Annotated in this window: 21 protein-coding genes; 7 read left to right on the top strand and 14 right to left on the bottom strand. The window is 63.8% G+C overall.

Annotated features, from left to right (window positions below; genetic code table 11):
• Nucleotides 1–102: 102 nt before the first annotated feature.
• The 12 genes from urtA to cbiE all read right to left on the bottom strand — a co-directional run bounded on the left by urtA (nt 103) and on the right by cbiE (nt 12,771).
• Nucleotides 103–1,368, bottom strand: coding sequence for an urea ABC transporter substrate-binding protein (gene urtA, locus LVS58_RS00525; RefSeq protein ID WP_233689476.1), 1,266 nt, complete (start codon nt 1,366–1,368; stop codon nt 103–105).
• A 187-nt stretch (nt 1,369–1,555) separates the two neighbouring features.
• Nucleotides 1,556–2,962 (bottom strand): D-serine/D-alanine/glycine transporter, encoded by a 1,407-nt coding sequence (gene cycA, locus LVS58_RS00520; protein ID WP_233689475.1) that lies wholly within the window; start codon nt 2,960–2,962, stop codon nt 1,556–1,558.
• 215 nt (nt 2,963–3,177) lie between these two features.
• Nucleotides 3,178–4,545 carry a PepSY-associated TM helix domain-containing protein gene (locus tag LVS58_RS00515; RefSeq protein ID WP_233689474.1) on the bottom strand — a complete coding sequence of 456 codons (1,368 nt, stop codon included), beginning with the start codon at nt 4,543–4,545 and terminating at the stop codon, nt 3,178–3,180.
• Between the two features lie 58 nt (nt 4,546–4,603).
• A complete protein-coding gene (locus LVS58_RS00510; protein WP_233689473.1) occupies nt 4,604–6,670 on the bottom strand; it encodes a TonB-dependent copper receptor in 2,067 nt (688 codons plus the stop codon).
• Nucleotides 6,671–6,736: 66 nt separating this feature from the next.
• On the bottom strand, nt 6,737–7,168 hold the full coding sequence (locus tag LVS58_RS00505) for a DUF2946 domain-containing protein (RefSeq protein ID WP_233689472.1): 432 nt from the start codon (nt 7,166–7,168) through the stop codon (nt 6,737–6,739).
• Between the two features lie 22 nt (nt 7,169–7,190).
• The gene (locus LVS58_RS00500) at nt 7,191–7,676 is read right to left on the bottom strand and encodes a copper chaperone PCu(A)C (RefSeq protein WP_233689471.1); all 486 of its coding nucleotides are present in this window, start codon (nt 7,674–7,676) and stop codon (nt 7,191–7,193) included.
• A gap of 47 nt (nt 7,677–7,723) precedes the next feature.
• The gene (locus LVS58_RS00495; protein WP_233689470.1) at nt 7,724–8,113 is read right to left on the bottom strand and encodes a DUF2946 domain-containing protein; all 390 of its coding nucleotides are present in this window, start codon (nt 8,111–8,113) and stop codon (nt 7,724–7,726) included.
• Between the two features lie 200 nt (nt 8,114–8,313).
• Nucleotides 8,314–9,168, bottom strand: coding sequence for an SPFH domain-containing protein (locus LVS58_RS00490; protein WP_233689469.1), 855 nt, complete (start codon nt 9,166–9,168; stop codon nt 8,314–8,316).
• A gap of 26 nt (nt 9,169–9,194) precedes the next feature.
• Nucleotides 9,195–9,632, bottom strand: coding sequence for an NfeD family protein (locus tag LVS58_RS00485; protein WP_233689468.1), 438 nt, complete (start codon nt 9,630–9,632; stop codon nt 9,195–9,197).
• A gap of 124 nt (nt 9,633–9,756) precedes the next feature.
• Entirely contained in the window at nt 9,757–10,476 is a 720-nt protein-coding gene (locus tag LVS58_RS00480) for a cobalt-precorrin-6A reductase (RefSeq protein ID WP_233689467.1), read from the bottom strand.
• On the bottom strand, nt 10,473–11,567 hold the full coding sequence (locus LVS58_RS00475) for a cobalt-precorrin-5B (C(1))-methyltransferase (RefSeq protein ID WP_233689466.1): 1,095 nt from the start codon (nt 11,565–11,567) through the stop codon (nt 10,473–10,475). Before LVS58_RS00475 ends, LVS58_RS00480 begins: the two co-directional genes overlap by 4 nt.
• A complete protein-coding gene (cbiE, locus tag LVS58_RS00470) occupies nt 11,560–12,771 on the bottom strand; it encodes a precorrin-6y C5,15-methyltransferase (decarboxylating) subunit CbiE (RefSeq protein ID WP_233689465.1) in 1,212 nt (403 codons plus the stop codon). The genes LVS58_RS00475 and cbiE overlap by 8 nt, the downstream gene beginning before the upstream one ends.
• A gap of 243 nt (nt 12,772–13,014) precedes the next feature.
• Between cbiE and cobG the strand changes: the two genes are divergently transcribed.
• The 7 genes from cobG to LVS58_RS00435 all read left to right on the top strand — a co-directional run bounded on the left by cobG (nt 13,015) and on the right by LVS58_RS00435 (nt 19,567).
• Nucleotides 13,015–14,346, top strand: a complete 1,332-nt coding sequence (gene cobG / locus LVS58_RS00465) for a precorrin-3B synthase (RefSeq protein ID WP_325175971.1) — start codon at nt 13,015–13,017, stop codon at nt 14,344–14,346.
• Entirely contained in the window at nt 14,339–14,965 is a 627-nt protein-coding gene (locus LVS58_RS00460) for a precorrin-8X methylmutase (protein WP_233689463.1), read from the top strand. Before cobG ends, LVS58_RS00460 begins: the two co-directional genes overlap by 8 nt.
• Nucleotides 14,962–15,696: a precorrin-2 C(20)-methyltransferase gene (locus tag LVS58_RS00455; protein ID WP_233689462.1), complete on the top strand. Its 735-nt coding sequence runs from the start codon at nt 14,962–14,964 to the stop codon at nt 15,694–15,696. Before LVS58_RS00460 ends, LVS58_RS00455 begins: the two co-directional genes overlap by 4 nt.
• Nucleotides 15,684–17,381 carry a precorrin-3B C(17)-methyltransferase gene (gene cobJ, locus LVS58_RS00450; protein ID WP_233689461.1) on the top strand — a complete coding sequence of 566 codons (1,698 nt, stop codon included), beginning with the start codon at nt 15,684–15,686 and terminating at the stop codon, nt 17,379–17,381. The genes LVS58_RS00455 and cobJ overlap by 13 nt, the downstream gene beginning before the upstream one ends.
• Nucleotides 17,382–17,493: 112 nt before the next feature.
• Complete coding sequence (locus tag LVS58_RS00445) at nt 17,494–18,177, top strand: hypothetical protein (protein WP_233689460.1); 684 nt, start codon at nt 17,494–17,496, stop codon at nt 18,175–18,177.
• A 51-nt stretch (nt 18,178–18,228) separates the two neighbouring features.
• The gene (locus LVS58_RS00440; RefSeq protein WP_233689459.1) at nt 18,229–18,918 is read left to right on the top strand and encodes a hypothetical protein; all 690 of its coding nucleotides are present in this window, start codon (nt 18,229–18,231) and stop codon (nt 18,916–18,918) included.
• On the top strand, nt 18,911–19,567 hold the full coding sequence (locus tag LVS58_RS00435) for a hypothetical protein (protein ID WP_233689458.1): 657 nt from the start codon (nt 18,911–18,913) through the stop codon (nt 19,565–19,567). Before LVS58_RS00440 ends, LVS58_RS00435 begins: the two co-directional genes overlap by 8 nt.
• A gap of 17 nt (nt 19,568–19,584) precedes the next feature.
• Here LVS58_RS00435 and LVS58_RS00430 read toward each other — a convergent pair whose 3' ends face one another.
• Both LVS58_RS00430 and LVS58_RS00425 read right to left on the bottom strand, forming a co-directional pair.
• Entirely contained in the window at nt 19,585–20,181 is a 597-nt protein-coding gene (locus LVS58_RS00430) for a MarC family protein (protein WP_010955434.1), read from the bottom strand.
• Between the two features lie 75 nt (nt 20,182–20,256).
• Nucleotides 20,257–23,028 (bottom strand): hybrid sensor histidine kinase/response regulator, encoded by a 2,772-nt coding sequence (locus LVS58_RS00425; protein WP_233689457.1) that lies wholly within the window; start codon nt 23,026–23,028, stop codon nt 20,257–20,259.
• Nucleotides 23,029–23,089: the final 61 nt, after the last annotated feature.

The following is a 23,089-nucleotide window of genomic DNA, read 5'->3' as shown; positions in this document are numbered from 1 at the left end:
GGGTAAACCCGCTCCTACAGGGATTTCACCGGTCCAGAGGGCAGTGGGGATCCTGTAGGAGCGGGTTCACCCGCGAATGGGCTGCAAAGCAGCCCCATGCACTCAGTTACCTTTCACGGCGTAGTCAGGTCGCTTGTCATTCCCTGGAATGAACGGGCTCCAAGGCTGCGCCCGTAGCGGCTGCTCGGTTTCCCACACCACGCTGAACTGCCCGTCATCCTGAATCTCGCCGATCATCACCGGCTTGTGCAGGTGGTGGTTGGTCTTGTCCATGGTCAGGGTGAAGCCCGACGGTGCCTGGAAGCTCTGCCCTGCCAGCGCTTCACGCACCTTGTCAACGTCGGTGGACTTGGCTTTCTCGACAGCCTGGACCCACATGTGGATGCCCACGTAGGTGGCCTCCATCGGGTCGTTGGTCACCGCCTTGTCAGCGCCTGGCAGGCCCTTGGCCTTGGCGTAGGCCTTCCAGTCGGCGACGAACTTCTGGTTCACCGGGTTATCCACCGATTCGAAGTAGTTCCACGCGGCCAGGTGGCCCACCAGCGGTTTGGTATCGATGCCGCGCAGTTCCTCTTCGCCCACCGAGAAGGCCACCACCGGCACGTCGGTGGCCTTCAGGCCCTGGTTGGCCAGCTCCTTGTAGAACGGCACGTTGGAGTCGCCGTTGACTGTGGAAATGACAGCGGTCTTGCCGCCGGCGGAGAACTTTTTGATGTTGGCGACAATGGTTTGGTAATCAGCGTGGCCAAACGGCGTGTATACCTCTTCGATGTCCTTGTCGGCCACGCCTTTGCTGTGCAGGAAGGCGCGCAGGATCTTGTTGGTGGTGCGCGGGTAGACGTAGTCGGTGCCCAACAGGAAGAAGCGCTTGGCGCTGCCACCGTCCTCGCTCATCAGGTATTCCACGGCCGGGATGGCCTGCTGGTTCGGGGCGGCGCCGGTGTAGAACACGTTTGGCGACATCTCTTCGCCCTCATATTGCACCGGGTAGAACAGCAGGCCGTTGAGCTCTTCGAACACCGGCAGAACGGACTTGCGCGACACGGAGGTCCAGCAGCCGAACACCACGGCCACTTTGTCCTGAGTCAGCAGCTGGCGGCTCTTTTCAGCGAACAGCGGCCAGTTGGAAGCCGGGTCGACCACCACCGGTTCCAGCATCTTGCCGTTCACGCCCCCCTTGGCGTTGATCTGCTCGATGGTCATCAGCGCCATGTCCTTGAGCGATGTCTCGGAAATGGCCATGGTCCCGGAAAGCGAATGCAGGATACCGACCTTGATGGTCTCGGCGGCCTGGATACTCCAGCTCAGGCCCATCGCCGCAATCGATGCGCTGAGGGTAAAGGCCTTGATCAGACTGCGACGCTTCATGTGCTCTCTCCGCTGAGTTTTTTATGGTGTTGGGCAAGCGGGGAGGGCGTTGCAAGGGGTGTGCCTAGTGGCGAAAGGTACGGTTTAGAGGGGCTGTGCGAGGTGTTGGGGCGCAGGTTGGATCCAGGTTGGTGCCTGATGGATTTGTGTGCACAGGATTGGGGCCGCGGTGCGGCCCCCTAAGCTATCAGCCGTGACGCACAGCTGTGCGGGGATGGCGCCTGCTGCGTACGAACTGGTAGGTCACCGCCAGCACGACAAACCAGATCGGCGTCACCACCAGCGCTGAACGGGTATCCGCTTCCAGGCTCAGCAACACCAGGATGAACGCAAAGAACGCCAGGCACACGTAGCACATGAAGCGCCCGCCCGGCATCTTGTAGTTCGATGCCTGGTGCAGTGCCGCACGGTTTTTGCGGTACTTCAGGTATGACAGCAGGATCAGCGTCCACACGAACATGAACAGTACCGCCGACACGGTGGTCACCAGGGTGAACGCCTCGACCACGTTCGGCACCAGGTAGATCAGCACCGCGCCGAGCAGCAGGCAGGTGCACGAGAAGTACAGGCCGTTGGCCGGCACCGAACGGCTAGACAGTTTTTCGAAGGCCTTGGGCGCGTCACCTTCCTGCGACAGGCCGTAGAGCATACGGCTGGTGGAGAATACACCGCTGTTGGCCGACGAGGCCGCCGAAGTCAGCACCACGAAGTTGATGATGCTCGCTGCCGCCGGCAGGCCTGCCAGCACGAACAACTCAACGAACGGGCTCTTGCCTGGCACCACGTCTCGCCACGGCGTCACGGCCATGATCGCGATCAGCGCCAGTACATAGAAGACGATGATACGGACCGGGATCGAGTTGATCGCCCGCGGCAGGGTGCGCTCCGGGTTCTTCGCTTCGGCGGCGGTGGTACCCACCAGCTCGATGCCCACGAAAGCGAACACGGCGATCTGGAAACCGGCGAAGAAGCCCATCAGGCCATGGGGGAACATGCCGCCGTCATTCCACAGGTTGGCCAGCTGGGCGGTGCGCCCGCTGGGCGAGGTGAAGCCGGTGATGACCATGTACAGGCCGGTAGCGACCAGGCCGAGGATGGCAACGATCTTGACCAGGGCGAACCAGAACTCCAGCTCGCCGAACATTTTTACGGTGACCAGGTTCAGCGACAGCAGCAGCCCTACGCAGGTCAGCGCCGGTATCCACTGCGGCAAGTCGGGGAACCAGAACTGCGTGTAGGCAGCGATGGCGACCACGTCGGCAATGCCGGTGACCACCCAGCAGAACCAGTAGGTCCAGCCGGTAAAGTGGCCGGCCCAGGGGCCGAGCAGGTCGGCCGAGAAGTCGATGAACGATTTGTAGTTCAGGTTCGACAGCAGCAGTTCGCCCATGGCGCGCATGACGAAGAACAGCATGAAGCCGATGATCATGTAGACGAAGATGATCGATGGCCCGGCCAGGCTGATGGTCTTGCCCGAGCCCATGAACAGGCCGGTACCGATCGCGCCGCCAATGGCGATCAGCTGGATGTGGCGGTTGGTCAGGTTGCGTTGCAGGTGCGGTTCATCTGTCGCTGTGGGTGAGGTTTGCGTCATAGGCAGCATTCCCTTGTAAAGGCCAGTCTTCTTGTCAGAGGTAGCCGGCTAGGCTAACACGCGCGTTCCAGTTCGGGGCGCGACAGATCGACTCTACAGTTGTGGCTCAGCATTTCGCCTGTACCGGCCTCTTCGCGGGTAACCCCGCTCCTACAACGCGGTCCCCTGTAGGAGCGGGTTTACCCGCGAAGAGGCCAGCACAGGCAACACAAGGCTCAAGCGCTGGCCAAGACCCGGCGGCGCCTCACCACCAAACTATCCACCCCCCACATCACCACCATCGACACCCCCACCAGCGGGAACATCACCCCCAGCACCAGCATCACTGCCACCGCCGCCTTCCAGCGTGGCAGGTCATGACGCAAAGGCGGTACGCCCAGCCCGCCGTCAGGCCGGCGCTTCCACCACATCACCAGCCCGCTCACCGAACCCAGCAGAATCATCAGGCACACCAGCAGGATGATGATCTGGTTCAGCGCCCCGAACATCTTGCCTTCGTGCAGCATCACCCCCAGCTCGGTGGCGCGGGCCACCGGGCTGTAGTCGTGCCAGCGCACATCGGCCAGAACCTTGCCGGTGTATTGGTCGACATGCAGGGTGGCGTCGTTGCGCGGGTCGTCGGCGAACACGGCAATGGTGAACACCCCGTCGGCAGTGGTGGGCAGGGTGATGCTGTAGCCCGGCTCGACCTGACGCGAAGTGGCAATGTCTTCCACCTGTTGCACACTCACCTGGGGCGCTGCGGGCATGTCCGACATCATGTGGTGCCCGGCGTGCTCGGCGTGTGCACCGGACTGTGGCATGGGCGTGTTTTCCATGGCCCAGGGCACGGTCTGGCGGTGTGCGCTGTTCAGCTCACGCGCCTGCTGGTCCGACTTGGGCACGTCGTTCCACATGGCTGCCGGGAAGCGGTTCCACAAATCTGCGTATTGCTTGCCCCACAAGCCGGTCCAGGTCATGCCGCTGACCAGCATCAACAACAGCAGGGCCGAACCCCAGAAGCCGGTGACCGCGTGCAGGTCGCGCCAGAGCAACCGACCGCGCGCTGACAGCCTCGGCCACAGTACGCCAGCGCCACTGCGCCCGCGCGGCCACCACAGGTACAGGCCCGACACCACCAGCACGATGCCCCAGCCCGCAGCCAGTTCCACCAGCCGGTCACCGACCGTGCCGACCATCAGCTCGCCATGCAGGGCGCGGGCGATGGCCTGCAGGTTCTGCTTGCCGTCCTGTTCGCCGAGGACCTTGCCGCTGTATGGGTCGACGAACACGTTCAGTTCGCGCTCGCCGTCCTGCACCACGAACTGCGCACTACGCTCTGCATTCAGTGGCGGCAGGTATTGGCTGATGTGGCCCTTGGGGTAGGCCTGGCGCACTTCAGCCAGCATCATGTCTGCGCCTTGGCGGTGGTGGCCGGCCTCGACCACCATCAGGTCGCGGTACAGCAGCGGGTCGAGCTGCGGCTTGAACAGGTAGATGATCCCGGTGATTGCCAACAGGATCATGAACGGGGCCACGAACAGCCCCGCATAGAAGTGCCAACGCCAGGCCAGGTTATAGAAATTGATGCGTGTTCCTCTCATGGGAACCTCCTGTTTGACCAGCAGAGGGGCGCAACCGAAGCTGCGCCCGTGGTTGTTGTCAGAAGCTGAAATCGACCTTGGTCCAGAAGGTCCTGCCTGGCTCGTTGACCGGCTGTGGATCGGTAGCCGGGTAGCCGAACCCGGCGTTCCCGGCCAGGTTCAAGTGCTCGGCGTAGGTTTTGTCGAACAGGTTGTCGACCCCTGCGCTGAGCTTGAGGTTGTTGTTCACCTTGTAGGCGCCGTTCAGGGAGAACACGCCGAAGCCGGCACTCTTGTCGTAGTCCTTGCCGACGACGTTCCCTTGGTTTTCGGCAATGCGGTTCTGCGCCGCCACCAGCCGCCACAGTGCGCCGACGCTCCACACATCGCGGCTGTAGGTCAGGCCCAGGCGGCTTTCCAGGGGAGGCATCTGAGGTAGCGCCTTGCCGTCACTGCTGTTCTTGCCCCAAGCGTAAGCAAGCGTGGCATCGGCCTTCCAGTTCTCAGTCAGCTGGTAGGCGGCGCCCAGTTCGCCACCCATGATGCGGGCGTCGATGTTCTGCGCCTGCGAGGTACTCATGCCCATCATGCCGGTGCGGTAGTCGAACAGGATGTAGTCGCGAATCTGCCCGACATAGCCCGAAGCCCAGGCCTCCAGGCGCTCGGTGCGGTACTGGATGCCGAAGTCGAGCTGGGTGGTCTTCTCTGGCTTGATGCCGTCGAAGGCGTTGGCCGCGCCGGGTGGTGCCATTTTGGGTGAGAACAGCTCCCAGTAGTCTGGGAAGCGCTGGGCATGGCCGAGGCCGATGTAGGTGGTGGCCGGGATGGCTGCCAGGTCGTGCTCGTAGCGGATGAAACCGCTCGGCAGGGTATCGGCACGGGTGTCGCCTTCGGTGGCGCTGGTTTTGCGGAAGTCACGCGCCGAGGCACGGTCCAGGCGGGCGCCGGTAATCAGGCGGTCCTCACTGCTGACGTACCAGGTCAGTTCGCTGAAGGCGCCGTAGTTGTGGAAGTCGGCGTCCTTGGTCCAGGCCTTGCCCTTGTGTGCGTCCACACCCATACCGCCACGCTGGCGATGTTCGTTGGTTTGCGCGTCGATGCCGCTGATCAGCTGCACGTCGGCCCAGCGCCAGGTGGCTTTGATGCGTGCGCCCAGGGTGCGGCGGTCGACGTTGCTGACCATCGGCATGCCCATCATGCCGCTACCCGACGGCGTGCGCAGGCTGTAGTTGTCCATCACATGGTCGGCGTAGTTGTAGTAGACCTGCGCCTCGACCTTGTCGAGCACCTCGCCGAGGTTGGACTTTTCAAAGCGCAGGCCCAGGCTTTCGCGCTTGAACTGCGAGCCGTCCATGCCGCGACCGGCGTAGCGGGCTTCGCCATCACCCTTGCCGGCAGTCAGCTCCAGCAAGGTGTCCTGGTCGGGTGTCCAGCCGAGGGCGACATCGCCGTTCCACTTATCCCAGCGCGACGGCACGGTGTCGTTGTTGCCGTCGTGGTAGTCGTCCGAGCGTGACTGGTTGCCGACGAAGCGGGCATAGGCCTGGCTGTTGCCGGCCGCGGCATCCAGCACCTTGTCGAAGCGGCCGTTGGAGCCGGCCAGCAGGCTGGCGTTGACGCGGCTGCCGAGGGTGCCGAATTGCTCCGGTTCGCGCTCGAAGAGGATAGTGCCTGCCGAGCCGCCGGGCCCCCAGATGACGCTCTGCGGGCCTTTGATCACAGTCAGGCGGTCGTAGGTTTCTGGCGAAATATAGGACGTGGGCGCGTCCATGCGATTGGGGCAGGCGCCAAGCATCAAGCCACCGTTGGTGAGGATGTTCAGGCGCGAGCCGAACATGCCGCGCAATACCGGGTCGCCGTTGGTACCGCCGGCACGGATCGCCGAAAAGCCGGGGATGGTCTTCAGGTAGTCGGCTCCGTCGCTGGCCGGCACGGGCTGGCGCGGGTCTTTCGGGTTGGTGACCACGGTCAGCGGCGAACTCGGGGCCACGGCGGTGATCACCGTCGGGCTCAGCTCGGGTGCGTCGTGCCCATGGCCTTCATGGCCAGGGTCGGCGGCCAGGGCCATGGGCGCGAGCAGCGAGCCGCACAGGGCGGCGATGGTCCCACGCAGGGACAAGGCAAAAACAGGGGTGCAGCCGGACATAATGATTCCAGTCGATCAGTCATGAGTCAGCGCGAAGCCTCCTGGCTTCGTGCGCAAAATGTGGTTTCAGGCGTTGATCGAATAAGGCGGGGCGCGGCTGCGCGCACCAGGGAATACAGCCTGCCGGGCATGGCCCTGGTGCGTTGGTGCAAGCAGGTGGGTGGTGGGGAGGGGGCTGCCGGCGCTGAGCGGGCTGAGGGCCTGGGGCAGGGCCGGACAGTTGAACAACAGGCTGCAGTAACCGCACTTTTCCCACATCACATGCAGCTGGCCATCGCCGCCGTGGCCGTGATGGGTGTCGCCGCCGTGCTGATGGGCAGCTGCCATCGGCATGTCCATCGGCATGTTCATGCCCGCGTGGTGGTCCATCGGCATCGACTGGGAAATCAGTGGGCCGATGAAGATCATCCACATGGCGAACAGGCTCAGCCATCCGCCACCGGCGCGCCTGAGGTCAGGGCGGGTGGTACGGCCGATGCTGTGGCGCGGCAGGCTCATGGCGCGTGCCTGTCAGCAGGTATCAGTGCGCGTGTTCGTGGGCCTGCGGCTGGTCCGCTGGCGCCTGCTTCTGCACAGCCACTTCGACGGTGATGTCGCCGGCCTTTTCGAAGTGCAGGGTCAGCGGGAAGCGTTTGCCGTCGCCGAGCAGGCTACGGTCCTTGGGCTGCATCAGCATCACGTGGTAGGCGCCGGGGGCAAAGGTCAGGTCCTTGCCGGCAGGCACTACCACGCTGGGCACCTGTTGCATCTTCATGGCGCCGCTGGCGCTCATGGCATGCTCGTGCAGTTGCGCGTCATCGCTGATGGGGCTGTCGACGCCGAGCAGGCGGTCATCGGCCTGGCCATTGTTGTGCACCACGAAATACGCAGCGACGTTAGGCGCGTTGGGTGGCAGTTGCAGCGACCACGGGTGGGCAATATGCAGGTCACCCACGCTGTATTCGTGGGCATTGGCAAAGGCGCCAGGCAGCAGCAGGGCGGCCATGACGAGGGCGTGCTTGAGCATGGTGAATCTCCGTTTCCATTCTGGTTCAGGCAGACAGCTTTAAGAACTCAGGTTAGCGGAGAGGCACGGGGGTTTAGCGCAGGCCAGAGCTGGCGCGGCGTGGGGTGGTACTTGGCAGGTGGCGGCAGCAGCCCGCTGAGCAGTGTGGGCGGGTTGTGCAACTGTGGTGGGTAGCCGGGCAGGGCCAGCAGCGGCACGGCACCGGAGCAGCACCAGCAGTTCATCATGCCGGCGCTGTCGTCACTTTGCGGGCCGAGGTCGATCTTGGCCAGGGCCTGAACATCGACGTTGGCCTTGTTGGCCATGCTGGAACAGAAAGCCCCCCACAGCAGCTGCTCAGCCGGGCCCTTGGGCGCAGCAGAAGACAGCGGCATGGCCAGCAGGTTGAACAGCACTGCAAGGCAGGCTATCCAGGCAATGTGCCGACGTGGGGGCATGGAGAGATCCGGTCAGGAATCGTGGTGGCTATTGTAAGGCGGAGTATAGGTAAAAATGGTGGGGTGCGGTGAAGTGACGCAGGTGGCTGGGTAATGGGGGCTGCTGTGCAGCCAATCGCGACACAAGGCCGTCGAATACTGCGCTGTCCTGTGAGAGCGGCCTTGTGTCGCGGTAGGGGCGCAAAGCGCCCCCGACACTCTCAAAGCTTGTTGCGGCCCATCAACCCGCGCACGGTCTCTTGCAGGTCAGCCGGCAACACCACCACCTTGGCATTGCTGCTCCCCGCCAGGTTCTCCATCGCGCCCACATAGCGTTCGCCCAAGAGGTACATCGCCGGCACTGTCTCGTTGCCCACCGCTTCCTTCACCAGCGAAATCGACCGCGCCGAGGCCTCGGCCAGGCTGATCTGCGCCTCGGCATCCAGCCTGGCCGCCTGCAGGCGCGCCTCTGCTTCGAGGATCGCCGCCTGCTTGGCCCCTTCGGCGCGGGTGACGTCGGCCTTGCGCTCACGCTCGGCTGCGGCCTGGCGTTCCATGGCCAGCTGCATGTTTTCCGAAGGTTTGATGTCTTGGATTTCCACCGAGCGCACGGTCACGCCCCAGTCTTCGGTCTGCTCGGACATTGCATCGCGCAGGCGGGCCTTGATCTGCTCGCGGCTGGACAGCGCCTCGTCGAGGTCCATTGCACCGACGATGGCGCGCAGCGAGGTCATGGTCAGGCTGGTGACGGCGAACGAGAAGTCCTGCACGCCATACGAGGCTTTCTGCGGGTCGACTACCTTGGCGAAACACAGGGCGTTGGCCACGATCACCGCGTTGTCCTTGGTGATGATTTCCTGCTGCTGCACATCAAGGATGATGTCCTTGGTCGGCAGGCGGTAGGCGACCACGTCCATGTAGGGGATGACAATGTTCAGGCCCGGCTTGAGGGTGCTGTGGTAGCGGCCCAGGCGTTCGACGATCCACTCCTCGCCCTGGGGCACGATGCGTACCCCCTTGAACACGGTGATCAGGACGAACAGGGCGATGGCGCCGACGACGATGAGGCTGGTCATGCTGCAAAATTCCTTTTAATGCGGATTCAGGCCCGGATAACGCGGGCGGTGTTCCCCTCGATGGCGGTCAGGCGTACCCGCTCGCCGGCGGCGATCTGGCTATCGGCGATGCAGGTCCACTCTTCGTTGCCCAGGATCGGCTTCTGGAAGCGTACGCGGCCTTTCTGGAACTCCGACACGGGAGCGGTCAGCAGGCCCACTTCGCCGATCACACTGGCGGCGGTCCAGCGCACGTCCGGCTGTTTGCGCCGGAACACTTTGAACCACAGCACAGTGGTGGCCGACGACAGCAGTACCCACAGCAGGACCTGCATGTCCAATTGCAGGCTGGATGCGGCGAGCGAGATAAGCGAGACCAGCACGGCGCCGATGCCGAACCAGAGGATGAAGAACGTTGGCAGGACCAGTTCAAGCAGGATCAGCGCGATGCCGAAGACCAGCCAGATCCACCATTGCATTTCCATATGGGTGAAACCTTCCGGGGGAGGGGTGTCGAGTTTAAGGCAGTAGAGCGGCAACGGGCCACTGGGTTCGTTGGTAGAAAAGTCTGAAATCTTTGTAGGCGTGCCTGTCGCGAAAGGGCAGCGCCTAGAGGGCGAGCGCTGTTGCCAGGTCCGTCAGTGAGGCGAATGCCCGGTCCACCTCCGGCAGTGTCGGACGTTTCAGGACAAGCACCGGCACGCCAAGCTCCCGCGCCACGTCCAGCTTCGGCTCGGTCGCCACACTGCCGCTGTTCTTGCTGATCAGCACATCGATGTGGCGGCGCTGGAACAACGCCCGCTCATCCTCGATATGGAATGGCCCACGTGCGCCAATCACTTCACAGCGCGCGTTGCCAGGGCACGCCTCCAGCGCACGCAAGGTCCAGAACTGCTCCGGCGGAATCTCGTCCAGGTGCTGCAGCGGCTCGCGCCCTAGCGTGAACAGTGGCCTGCGGAACGGCTTCAGTGCTTCGATCAACCCTGCCCAATCCTCGACTTCTCGCCAGTCGTCCCCTGCTTGTGCCTGCCAGGCGGGACGACGCAAGGCCCAGCACGGGATGCCGGCGTTGCGTGCGGCGCTGGCGGCATTGCGGCTGATTTGCGCGGCATAGGGATGGGTGGCGTCGATCAGCAGGGTGATACCCGCTTCGCGCAGGTAGCGGGTCAGGCCCTCGACACCGCCATAACCCCCGACCCGTACCTGGCATCGCAAGCCCTGCGGCACGCGGCCGATACCGGCCAGACTGTAGACATGTTCAGGCCCGAGTCGACGGGCCATGGCCAGGGCTTCAGTGACCCCCCCCAGCAACAGGATGCGCGCAGTCATTGCACACCCGCCTGGCCGACGATGCCGCCCTGGCGGTCGATGGCGAACACTTCCACGTGCACCTGCGCCGGCACGACGCTACGGGCGAAGGCCAGGGCGTGGGCACACACCGCGTCACCCAGGGCAATGCCGGCCGCATGAGCCAGAGCGAGCGCTTGCTGGCTGGTGTTGGCGCCGCGGATGGCAGCCTGCAACGCCTCGTCAGCGCCAATGTCTGCGGCCCAACCTGCCAGTTGCGGCAAGTCGATGCTGGAGTGACGACTGTGCAGGTCCATGTGCCCGGCGGCCAGTTTGCTGATCTTGCCGAAGCCGCCGCACAGGGTCAGGCGCGGCACCGGTACCTTGCGCAGGTGCTTGAGCACCGCGCCGACGAAATCGCCCATTTCGATCAGGGCGATTTCCGGCAGGCCGTAGACGCGGCGCATGGTGTCTTCGCTGGCATTGCCGGTGCACGCGGCTATGTGCGTGTAACCGTTGGTGTGGGCCACGTCGATGCCTTGGTGGATCGAGGCAATGTAGGCTGCGCAGGAGAACGGCCGGACGATTCCGCTGGTGCCGAGGATCGACAGCCCGCCGAGGATGCCCAGACGCGGGTTCATGGTTTTCAGCGCCAGTTGCTCACCACCTTGCACATTGACCGTGACCTCGAAGCCGCCCAGGTAGCCGCACGCGTCGGCCAGGCGTTGCAGGTGTTCACTGATCATGCGCCGAGGCACCGGGTTGATGGCCGGTTCACCCACAGCCAGCACCAGCCCCGGCCGGGTTACCGTGCCCACGCCGCTGCCGGCGACAAAACCAATGCCAGGTTCGGCCAGCAGGCGCACCTGGCTGTAGAGCAGGGCGCCGTGGGTCACGTCCGGGTCGTCACCCGCATCCTTGAGGGTACCGGCTTCGGCGCAGTCGCCAATCAGGCGGCAGAATTCCAGGCGCATCTGCACGACCTTGCCTTTGGGCAGGGTGATGTCCACCGCATCATCACGCTGCCCGGTGAGCAGCAGCTTGGCCGCAGCCAGGCTGGTGGCGGTGGCGCAGCTGCCGGTGGTAAGGCCGCTGCGCAGAGGCGCGGGCTGTTCGCGGGTTTCTTCACGCATCGGCGGGTTTCAGTACTTCCAGAAGGGTGATCGGCAGTGCCTGGCGCCAGGTGTCGAACGCACCCAAGGGCTGGGCATGGGCGACATGGATGCGGGTCAGCTCACCACCGTGCTGTTCGCGAAAGTGCGCCAGGGCCAGTTCGCTTTGCAGGGTGACGGCGTTGGCCACCAGGCGGCCGCCGGGGCGCAGGCTTGCCCAGCACAGGTCCAGTACACCTGCGCCGGTAACGCCGCCTCCGATGAAGATCGCATCCGGTTGTTCCAGGCCTTGCAGCGCCGCTGGCGCCTTGCCGCGCACCAGTTGCAGGCCGGGTACCCCCAATGCATCGCGGTTATGCTCGATCAACCCCTGGCGGCCTTCGTCGGCCTCGATGGCCAGGGCGCGGCATGCCGGGTGGGCACGCATCCACTCGATGCCGATCGAACCGCAGCCCGCGCCTACATCCCACAACAGTTCGCCGGGCTGCGGTGCCAGGCGCGCCAGGGTGATGGCGCGGACATCACGTTTGGTCAACTGGCCATCGTGCCGGAATGCGGCGTCTGGCAACCCCGCCAGCCGGTGCAGGCGGGGCGCATCGGGCGTAGCCAGGCATTCGATGGCGACCAGGTTGAGCGCCGCGATACCGGTGTGTGGCCAGTCCTGGGCGGTGCCGGCCAGTGCACGTTCGTGCACGCCCCCCAGGTGCTCGAACACCTGCAGGCGGCTTGGGCCGAAGCCTTGCCCGCGCAGCTGTGCGGCAATTGCCGCCGGGCTGTCGCCATCGTTGCTCAGCACCAGCAGGCGCATGCCGCTGTGCAGGTGGGCATTGAGCGCTGCCAGGGGACGGGCCACCAGCGACACCACCTGCAGGTCCTGCAGCGGCCAGCCCAGGCGGGCAGCGGCCAGGGCGCAGGAAGAGGGCATCGACAGCACGCGCATTTCTGCAGCAGGCACCTGGCGCGCCAGGCTGGCGCCGACGCCGTAGAACATAGGGTCGCCGCTGGCCAGCACGCACACTGGCTCGCCGCGAAGGGCCAGCACCGGGGCCAGCGAGAACGGGCTGGGCCAGGCCAGCCGTTCAGCGGTCACGCACCGTGGCAGCAAGGCCAGCTGGCGCGGGCTGCCGAAGACCCGCCCAGCGCCCAGCAGGGCGCGCCGGGCCTGTTTGCCCAGGCCACTGAAGCCGTCTTCGCCGATGCCTACTACTGTCAGCCAGGGTGCCATGAATTTCATTCCGCCATTTTTGGGGCCGCTTCGCGCCCCTTCGCGGGCAAGCCCGCTCCTACCGATACCGTGCAGCATGTGCAGCCTGCAGTGAACCTGTGGGAGCGGGCGAGCCCGCGAAGAAGGCGACGCGGTCCTGAATTTCTACTTGAGCGCCGAGGATGCGCGACCACCGGCTTTTCATGCCGCCGGACAAAGCAGGCATAATACCGCGCCTTCTACACTCAAGCGCATTTTCACAGACTGCCGGATGCCCCTTTGACGCAGGCCCATGCCCCCCACGTATCACCCCGCCCCTCGGCCTGCCCGGGGTTGTGGCGCATTGTCAGTGCCCGTGATGGCGGTATCTGCCGCATCAAGCTGCCGGGTGGCCTGCTGCTGGCCGAACAGGCCGAAGCCGTGGCGGCGGCGGCCGAGCGTTTCGCTGGCGGCGTGATCGAAGCCACCAACCGTGGCAACCTGCAGATTCGCGGCATTGGCAGCGAGCATCGCGCTTTGGTCGAGGCACTGCTCGCAGCCGGCCTGGGACCACGCGACGCTGCGGGCGACGATGTGCGCAACCTGATGCTCAGCCCGCTGGCCGGGCATGACCCGCTCATGCTGCTGGACGCCAGGCCGCTGGCCGGGCAGATCCTCGACCTGCTGGAAGGCACTCCGCGCTTTCACCAGTTGTCGGCCAAGTTCGCTGTGCAGCTGGATGCAGGCGAGCGCCTGGCGATGCTCGAACACCCCCATGACCTGTGGCTGTCGCCCCTGCACCTGGACCAGCAGACCTGGCTGGCGTTTGGCCTGGCAGGTTGCCCGGCAGAGGGCCAGGCGCTCGGTGCGGTGCCGCTGGCGCAGGGCCTGATGCTGGTGCGTGCCGTGCTGGAACGCTTCCTTGACCTGGCATCCCCGACGCAGACGCGCATGCGCCAGCTGCTTGAGGTGTACCCGACCGCCGAGTTTGTCGCTGGGCTCGGCCTGAACATCCGCCGCGATGCCGCCGTGCTCACATGGCGGCGTGAACAGCACTACGCCTCGTGGTTGGGCAGGTTGCCCCAGGCGCAGGGTATTGCCCTTGGCGTTGCCCCGCCGCAAGGCCGCCTGACCCCCGCGATGCTGCGTGGCGCCGCACGTATAGCCCGTGAAATGGGCGATGCCAGCATGCGCCTTAGCCCCTGGCAAAGCCTGGTGCTGACCAACCTGCAAGCGCAGCACATCGATCAGGCCCTGGCCGAACTGTCTGCGTTGGGGTTGCTGTGCCACGACCATGAACCCCTGGCGCGTATCAGTGCCTGCACCGGTGCCAGTGGTTGCGCCAAGGCCCTTGCCGAGACCAAGGCCGACGCCGTTGTCCTGGCCGCGCTGCTGGGCCCTGGCGTGCCGGCCAGCGTGCACCTGTCCGGCTGCCCCCGTTCCTGCGCTGTGGCCCACGTTGCCCCGGCCACCTTGCTGGCCCGTTCGCCGGGCCGTTACGACCTGTACCTGCGTGATGCGCGCCAGCCGGGTTTCGGTGCCCTGCGCGCCACCGACCTTACCTTGAATGAAGCAGGCGCCATGCTCGACCTGCCGACGGAGCACCTTGATGATTGACTACATCCGCGATGGTCAGGAGATCTATCGCAATTCTTTCCGGATCATCCGTGAGGAAGCCCGACTCGAGCGGATCCCCGCAGACCTTGAAAAACTCGCCGTGCGCGTGATCCACGCCTGTGGCATGGTCGACGCCATCGATGGCCTGCAGTTCTCCGAGGGGGCCGGCCGGGCCGGGCGTGAGGCGCTGCTTAACGGCGCACCGATCCTGTGCGATGCGCACATGGTAGCCGAAGGCATCACCCGGGCCCGCCTGCCAGCTGACAACAAAGTCATCTGCACCCTGCGTGACCCCAGCGTGCCGGGCCTGGCCAAAGACGCCGGCAACACACGCTCCGCTGTAGCCCTGGAGCTGTGGCGCCCTTACCTGGAGGGCAGCGTGGTGGTGATCGGCAACGCCCCTACTGCGCTGTTCTACCTGTTGGAGATGCTCGACGCCGGAGCACCAAAGCCTGCACTGATCCTCGGTTTCCCGGTCGGTTTCGTCGGCGCTGCCGAGTCCAAGGCCATGCTCGCCGCCAACAGCCGCGGCGTGCCGTTCGTGATCATGCAAGGCCGCCTGGGCGGCAGCGCAATGGCCGCCGCGGCGGTCAACGCCCTGGCCACGGAGGTGGAATGATGGCGCCGCGCGGACGACTGCTTGGCCTGGGCGTGGGCCCTGGCGATCCTGAACTGATTACCCTCAAGGCCCTGCGCCTGTTGCGCGAGGCGCCGGTGGTCGGCTACTTCGTGGCCAAGGGCAAGCGTGGCAATGCCTTCGGCATTATCGAGGCGCACCTGCAGCCCGATCAGACCCTGCTGCCGCTGGTCTACCCGGTCACCACCGAAGTGCTGCCGGCGCCGTTGTCCTATGAGCAAGTGATCAGCGACTTCTACGACGAAGCCAGCGTCCAGGTGGCCGAGCACCTGGATGCCGGCCGTGACGTGGCGGTGATTTGCGAAGGCGACCCGTTCTTCTATGGCTCCTACATGTACTTGCATGACCGTCTGGCGCAGCGCTATGAGGCAGAAGTGATTCCCGGTGTCTGCTCCATGCTCGGTGGCGCTTCGGTGCTGGGTGCGCCGCTGGTGTACCGCAACCAGAGCCTGTCGGTGTTGTCCGGCGTGTTGCCCGCTGAAGAGCTCAAGCGCCGCCTGGCCGACGCCGATGCAGCGGTGATCATGAAGCTTGGGCGCAACTTCCCCAAGGTGCGCGAAGTGCTGGCCGAACTGGGCCTGGATGGGCGTGCGCTGTATGTGGAACGGGCGACGATGGCCAACCAGAAGATCGTTCCGCTGGACCAGGTCGACCCGCAGTCGTCGCCCTACTTCTCGCTGATCATCGTGCCGGGGGAAAAATGGCAGGGATGAACATGCACAGAGCACCGGCCATCGTCATTCTCGGCCCGGGCAGCCTGATGACGGCGCAGCGTATCCAGGCCTGTTATCCCCAGGCCACGATCCATGGCCTTGAGGGGCGTGTCGAGGGTGCGGACCAGTCGTACGCGTCGTTCGGCGATACCCTGCGCGGGTTGTACCAGCAAGACACGCCGATCATCGCGTTGTGCGCCGCGGGTATCGTTATCCGCAGCTTGGCCAGTCTGCTCAGCGAGAAGGGCAGCGAGCCGCCGGTACTGGCCGTGGCCGAGGATGGTAGCGCGGTGGTGCCGTTGCTCGGAGGCCTCGGCGGGGTGAACGTGATGGCGCGGGAAATCGCCGATGCGCTGGGCGTTCCCGCGGCCATCACCACCAGTGGTGAGCTGCGCTTCGGTACTTGCCTGCTGAACCCGCCGCAGGGCTATGCATTGGCCGACATCGAGCAAGGCAAGCGCTTTGTATCCGACCTGCTGGCGGGTGAGTCCGTGCGTATCGAAGGCAACGCACCCTGGCTGCAGCTGGCGCAGTTGCCTGCCAGCGAAGCGGCGCAGCGCACCATCCATGTGGGGCATCAGGCGCGCCCGGCCAACCGTGATGAGCTGCTGATCCACCCGCGCCAGGTGGTGGTGGGCGTTGCAGGTGGCAATCTGCACAGTATTCGCGCAGCACTGCTGCAGGCCGGCATCGCCGAGCCCTCGCTAGCCTGCGTGTTGGCCGACGAGCGAAACATGGCCGACAGCGCCTTGCACGAAGCTGCGCGGGCCCTGGGTGTCCCTTTGCGCTTCGCCCCCCGCCCAGGCGATGTGACCAGCATGGTCGCTGCGGCGGTGCCCGATGCCGAGGTGATAGCGCTTGAAGAGGTCGTGGTCGCAGTGGCGCCTGCCCCGGTCGACGTAGCGCAGGTCGGCCGCCGTCGCGGTCGCCTGGCGGTCATCGGCCTTGGCCCAGGTGCGGCGGAACTGATGGTACCTGCGGTCAAGGCCGAACTTGCGCAGGCCGAAGATGTGCTTGGTTACGAAACCTACGTGCGCATGGCTGGCCCGTTCCGCAGTGACCAGGTGCTGCACTGCACCGACAACCGCGAAGAGATGCAGCGCGCCCGACATGCCTTCGAACTGGCGGCCCAAGGCCGTTCGGTGGTGGTGGTGTCGTCGGGGGACCCGGGCGTTTTCGCCATGGCCGCTGCGGTGCTCGAAGCATTGCACGAATCCAGTGACCCTGCCTGGCATCGCGTCGACCTGCAGATTTTGCCGGGGGTATCAGCCTCGCTGGCAACCGCCGCCCAGGCAGGTGCACCGCTGGGGCATGACTTCTGCGTGATGTCGCTGTCGGACAACCTCAAGCCCTGGTCGATCATTGAAAAGCGCCTGGACCTGGCTGCCCAGGCCGACCTGGTGCTGGCCTTCTACAACCCGATCTCCAAGGCCAGGCCGTACCAGCTCGGTGTGGCCCTGGAGGTTGTGCGCCGACACCGTGACGGGAACACGCCTGTAGTCCTTGGCCGTGACATCGGTAGGCCGGGGCAGACGCTGAAGGTAGTCACCTTGGCCGAACTGCTGCCAGAAATGGTCGACATGCGCACCATGGTGCTGGTTGGCTCTTCCACTACCTGCACGTTCGACCGCGCAGCGGGTGGGGTCTGGGTCTATACCCCTCGCTGGTATGGCGCAAAGCCTTGAGCGGCGGCAGCCCGGGCAGGTGAGGAACTGCTTCGTGGCAGATTGATGCAAAGGTCACAGGTAGGTTTGCGGCTGGAGCCATCCGGCTTCAACCCTTCCTGGAGACTTTCCCATGACGACCGATAAAGAGAAGCTGCAGCTTCAGGTTCTGCCGGACAAGAATCTGTTCGTGTTCCCCGACCTGATGGGTGAGCAAAACCGCGATGCTGCAAAGGCTTGTCATGCCCTGGCAACGCAAGGTGCCAACAAGCAGCATGACCCTATCCGTGAAACGCAGCTCTGGTTCAAGCACTACATCTACCTGATGTCCAAGATGGGCTGGGCGCCGACCAATGTCGATGTACAGCAGATCACCGAACGCAATATGCGCCTTGAGATCAGCAACTTGCTGGGCAAGGGCCTGCAGGCGGCATATGGCGCTTTCACGGGTGACGTGGCAACTGCCCTGGACAATCTCGGCAAAACGGTTGTTTCAGCCTTGGCCGCCAGCACCAAGAACGTCGAGTTGCTCGACCGCAAGTCGGTGGAAGATGACCGAACCGGGCTGAGCCTTACCAAGTGCGAGCAGACGGACGGCGGCCAGGTGGCGATGCTTGTCAGCGCGATCCAGACCGACGCCAAGCCTGACAAGGCTGCCAACTATCTGCTGGTCAAGTGGGAAAGCAACGGCACTTCCAATTTTGCCTGTGGTGCGGTGTTGAATTTCGATAAGCGCCAATACGACAAAGTTCGCGCCCTTGTAGAAACCAAACTTGACGACAATGCCCTGCAGGTCCTGCTGGCGCTGGAACTCTGACTATGAAGTTGGCCTGTCGACATGGCGTCGACGGGCCTGGAGGGCATTCTGATGCACGCCAATTACACTTTGTGGTTGAACGGCAATAGCCTGGTATTGATCGACAACTCCATCACTGCTTCATGCGCAGAGGCGCTGTTGGATGTTCAGCTGGCCGCCTACCTGACCGCTAACAAGGGTCATGCCATTCAGGACGCTGTATGGCAAAAGGAATATCTGCGAATTCAGGGTAACTTCGGCTGCACGCTCGCGACCTTGCACGCCAGCGCCGTGCCCGCTGCACCTGCAGTGGCCTGTGAACCGTGGAAGGTGCTGCGGGCCAACCTCTTGGCTGGCATGCCCAGCGCCCTGCAGGGGCCGGTAGCCACATGCCTCGACGCTTATTCCTGCCAACCAGACGATGCCATAGAACAGTTGTTATGGGCGGAATGTGTTCGGCCCCCGGACGATAAAGGCGTGAGCCATGTACGTATGGAGTTGCGCCTGATACTGGCCGATGCAGGTGTCATCACTACCGCGTTGGCCTTTAGCACAACAGAGCACCTGGCGACGGATTGGCTGTGGCAGCCACTGAATCTTGCCAGTGCCCATGCTACTCAGCAGTTCGATGCCAATTATTTCATCCATGAAAAAGTGATCAGTTCGATAAGTGCGGGCTTGCATGACTCCATCAAGGTCAAGCAATTGCAGTACCGCAGCCAAGTCAAATTTGCGAAAATATCAGGAGTCGAAAATGAGTGAATTCAATCAAGGTGCTGCCAGTGGCAAACTCGTCCACAGCAGCCTGCTGTCATTCTTGCCAGGTGTTAGCCGCGAAGCCCGTGACGACATCCTGTTGGCCAATGCATTTGCCCAGCAAGTAGCTTGGGGAGACTTTAACGAAGGCCTGGAGCAGGACTGGTTCAGGAACTACTGGCGTAATCTTGCGTTTCTGGGCTTTGATGGCAAGCTCGCGCCCACTGCGACTCGACCGGGGGCGGACAGGGCCAGCCTTGCCGAGCAGGCGCTTGCCCAGATTCGTCAGAAAGGCTCCGCCGGTCATTACCAGTCTGCCCAGTCGTCGCTTCAGGCGCTGCGCAAGGACAGCCAGGCATTGACCGCGTTCGAATCCAGGGCAGTCTCCAAAGCGGTCGGGCGCTTTCAGTTGCTGCCTTGCTCACAGCAGTCGAGCGGCTTCATCGACATGGTGTTGGTCCATATGGAAATGTCGATGAAAAAGACCGCCAAGGACTTCTTGTTCATGCAGCTGAACAGTGAAGTAAAAATCCTGGACATGCGTGTCGAAGTGATCCACTTCAACTTGCAGGGGTTCCGCGAAGACTACCGCAAGCGGGCCCAGGCCAGTGTCGACAAGCAAAATGGCAAGGCTATCCTTGAGCTGCAATTGTAGGCCTCAGCGTGGAAAGCTTAGGGCAGCAGGTAACCGCGAATCCCGGTAAAGATGATCTGGGCTGCCAGGGCACACACGAACAGCCCCATCAGGCGGCTGACGATTTGCAAGCCCTGGTCACCGAGCAGGCGCTCGATACCGTGCGATAGATACAGCACCAGGCCTACGGTAAAGCTGGCCAGGGCAATGCTGACGATGGCCAGCAGTTTTTCATCCCAGTGCGGCTGGCTTACCCCCATCACCAACAGGGCACCGATGGTACCGGGGCCAACGGTCAGCGGAATGGTCAGCGGTACGATGGTCACATCCTGCTGAACGTTGTCGGCCTGTACCGCCGGCTTGCCCTGGGCCATGCCCAGTGCCGAAATGAACAGGACGCTGCCGGCACCGATGCGGAAGGCATCGGCGGTGATGCCGAAAATTCCGAAGATCGCTCGCCCGAACAGGTACAGCAACACGCTGGCGACCAGGGCTGCGAACGCGACCTTCCAGGCCAGTTGCTTGCGCTCCTTGCTGGAGTGGCCACGGGTCAGGCTGATAAAACACGACAGCACGAAGAACGGGCTGTAGAGCACGAGCATTTTCAGGTAGACGCTGAACAACTCATGGAGCATGAGCAGTGTTCCTTGGGTTTATGCCGGCGCGGCCTTGTGTCGCCAGACCGCCCCTGCAAGGGCAATGGATATCGGTCAGGACGTATGTGCCGGGTCCGCCTTGGCTTCCCGGTGATTGGCCCAGTATTGAATCAGCTCGCGCAACTGCGACAACTCCACCGGCTTGGCCATGTGGCCGTCCATGCCTGCCAGCCGCGCGCGTTCCTTGTGTTCGGCCAGTATGTGCGCAGTCAGTGCCACCACCGGCGTGCGTTGGCGCTGGTTGTCAGCTTCCCAGGCCCGCAACTGCTGAGTGGCCGAGAAACCGTCCAGTATCGGCATCTCGCAGTCCATCAACACCAGGTCATAATGCTGCGCCTTCATCGCCTGCAAGGCCTCTTCGCCATTGCAGGCGGTATCGGGCTTGAGGTTGAGCTTGCCGAGCATGCTGCGGATCACCTTGGTCGAGATGCTGTTGTCTTCGGCGACCAGCACGCGGAAGTCGCCTGGCAGGTCCAGCGCCTGCGGGACGCCAGGCAGGCTGGCGGGCATCGCCTGTTCGCGGCCGCGCTGGGCCAGCTCCTCGGCCAGGGTGGTCTTCAATGTATAACCGGCCACCGGCTTGGCCAGTATTCGCTTGACCCCGGCGTTGCGCGCGAAGACTTTGCTCGGCGCATTGCTGATGCCAGTGAGCATCACCACCAGAATGTCATGGTTCAGGCTCGGGTCTTCCTTGATCTTGGCGGCCAGCTGCATGCCGGTCATGCCGGGCATGTTCTGGTCCAGCAGCACCGCGTCGAAGTAGTCGCGCAGGTGCGCCTTGGTGCGCAAAAGGGCCAGAGCCTCCTTGCCCGACGGCACCGCGCTGACGTTCATGCCCCAGGCGCTGCACTGCTGTACAAGCACCTTGCGGCACGTGTCGTTGTCGTCCACCACCAGCACACGGGCATCGCGCAGCGGGCTGTCGAGGTCTGCCGGTGGCTGTTCCAGGCGTGAAGGGTCCAGCGGCAAGGTCAGCCACAGGGTGTTGCCCATGCCGGTGTTGCTCTTGATGCCGAACTCGCCCTGCATCAGGCCGATCAGCTGTTTGGCGATAACCAGCCCCAGATGGCCGCCCAGCTTGTTGCTGGAAAGGAAGTGGTGGCTGTGCAACTCGGCCTGCAGCAAGGCTTCACGGTCGGCAGCGGGTAACGGTTCGCCGCTGTCCTGCACGGCGATACGCAGGCGTGGCACGTCGCCACGTTGATCCAGCGCCACCACCAGCAGGATCTCGCCCTGGTCGGTATTTTTCAGGGCGTTTTCCAGCAGGCTCGACAAGGCCTGGCGCAGGCGCGTCGGGTCTCCGCTGATCACCCGCGGGACTTGTGGCTGGGTGAAGCTGATCAGCTCGATGTTCTGTTGCTCGGCCTTGGCGCGGAAGATGTTCAGGCAATCCTCGATCAGCGCGTTAAGGTCGAACTGCACATCATCGAGCTCGATCTGCCGGGATTCCAGCTTGGAAATGTCCAGAATTTCGTTGATCAGCGTCAGCAGCTCGTTGCCGGCGCTGTGGATGGTCTGCACATAATCCCGTTGCTTCACCGACAACGGGGTGCCCAGCAGCAGTTCAGTCATGCCTAGCACGCCGTTCATCGGGGTGCGGATTTCGTGGCTGATCTTGGCCAGGAACTCGGCTTTGGCATTGATTTCCGCATCGCTGGCGGCCAGTGCACGGCTGGCGCTGAAACGCTCCTCGCTTATGCGCCGCAGCCGTTCACTGACTGCCAGGTTGAGCAGCAGGCCACTGACCACGGTCAGGCCCAGCAGGATGCACAGCAGCCAGGGTGTGGAGGTGCGTGTCAGGCCTAGCAAGGCTGGCAGCAGTACCAGGCCACCGAGGTTGAACACCACCATGGCCAGGCTGAACAGGCGTCCGGGCGCATAGCCCTTGTACCAGTGGTAGCTGCTGACCAGTAGCATGCTCACGCTGCCCAGCGCCATCAGGGCATAGGTCATCAGGTTCAGTGGCAGGGTATCGACGAACAGCAGCACCAGGCCACTGAGCCCGACCAGCAGCATCTCACCTTGCAGCAGGCGGTTAAGCCGTGGCGAATTGCACGGCGAAAAGAAATGTTGGGTGAAATACAACCCGGACAGACCGGCCAGGACCAGCGTCAGGTAGGCGGCGGGCGTTTGCGCACTGTGCCACACATGCCACCAAGGGCCGCTGAGGTTCAGCAGGATCAGGCCGCTGAGCAGCATCAGGCCATGGTACAGCGCCAGGATCAGGGTGGTGCTGGAGCGGGTGTAGAGGAAGCGGATCAGGTTGTGCATGATCAGCATGATCAGGCCGCCGAACAGCATGCCGAACAGCAGCGGCTGGCGTTGGTCCGAGGCAGCCTGGGCCGCAGGCTCAAGGCTGATGGCCGGACGCAACTGGTGCTCTGAAACCAGGCGCAAGTAGATGTCCAGCGGTTGCCTGCTGTTGGGCAGGGGCAATACATGGTCGCTGCCACGCAGAGTCGGGCTGGCATTGCCGGCCTGGCGCCCGTGGTGCAGCTGACGCAGAAGTTGCTCGCCTTCGAGGGCGTAGAGGTCCAGGCCAGAGAGGTCCGGGGCAAATACCCGCAGCAGTTGCTCCTGGTCACCTGGCGCCAGACGATAGTGCAGCCACAAGGCCTGTCCAGCCGGGGCAGCATCAAGGTCGGCCAGAGGCAGTGGGCTGAACTGGTTGCGATAGCGCTCGGAGCGCACATCGCTCAGTTGCAGGTTGGCCTGTTCGTCGAGCAGAACGGTCCAGCCTCCGTCATGTTCGGCCGCAGCCGGAAACATGCAGAGCAGGGTCAGCAAGCTGACGATCAGAGCTGAGGCAATCCGAAGCCGACGCACTACGAAATCCCTTCTTGGCCGATGTGCCGGGTACTCACTATGCGCGGCGCGCCAAGTCGAA

It is taken from the genome of Pseudomonas sp. JR33AA (assembly GCF_021378985.1).
GTDB classification, from domain to species: domain Bacteria; phylum Pseudomonadota; class Gammaproteobacteria; order Pseudomonadales; family Pseudomonadaceae; genus Aquipseudomonas; species Aquipseudomonas alloputida.
This window is presented reverse-complemented; position numbering and strand designations above follow the sequence as displayed.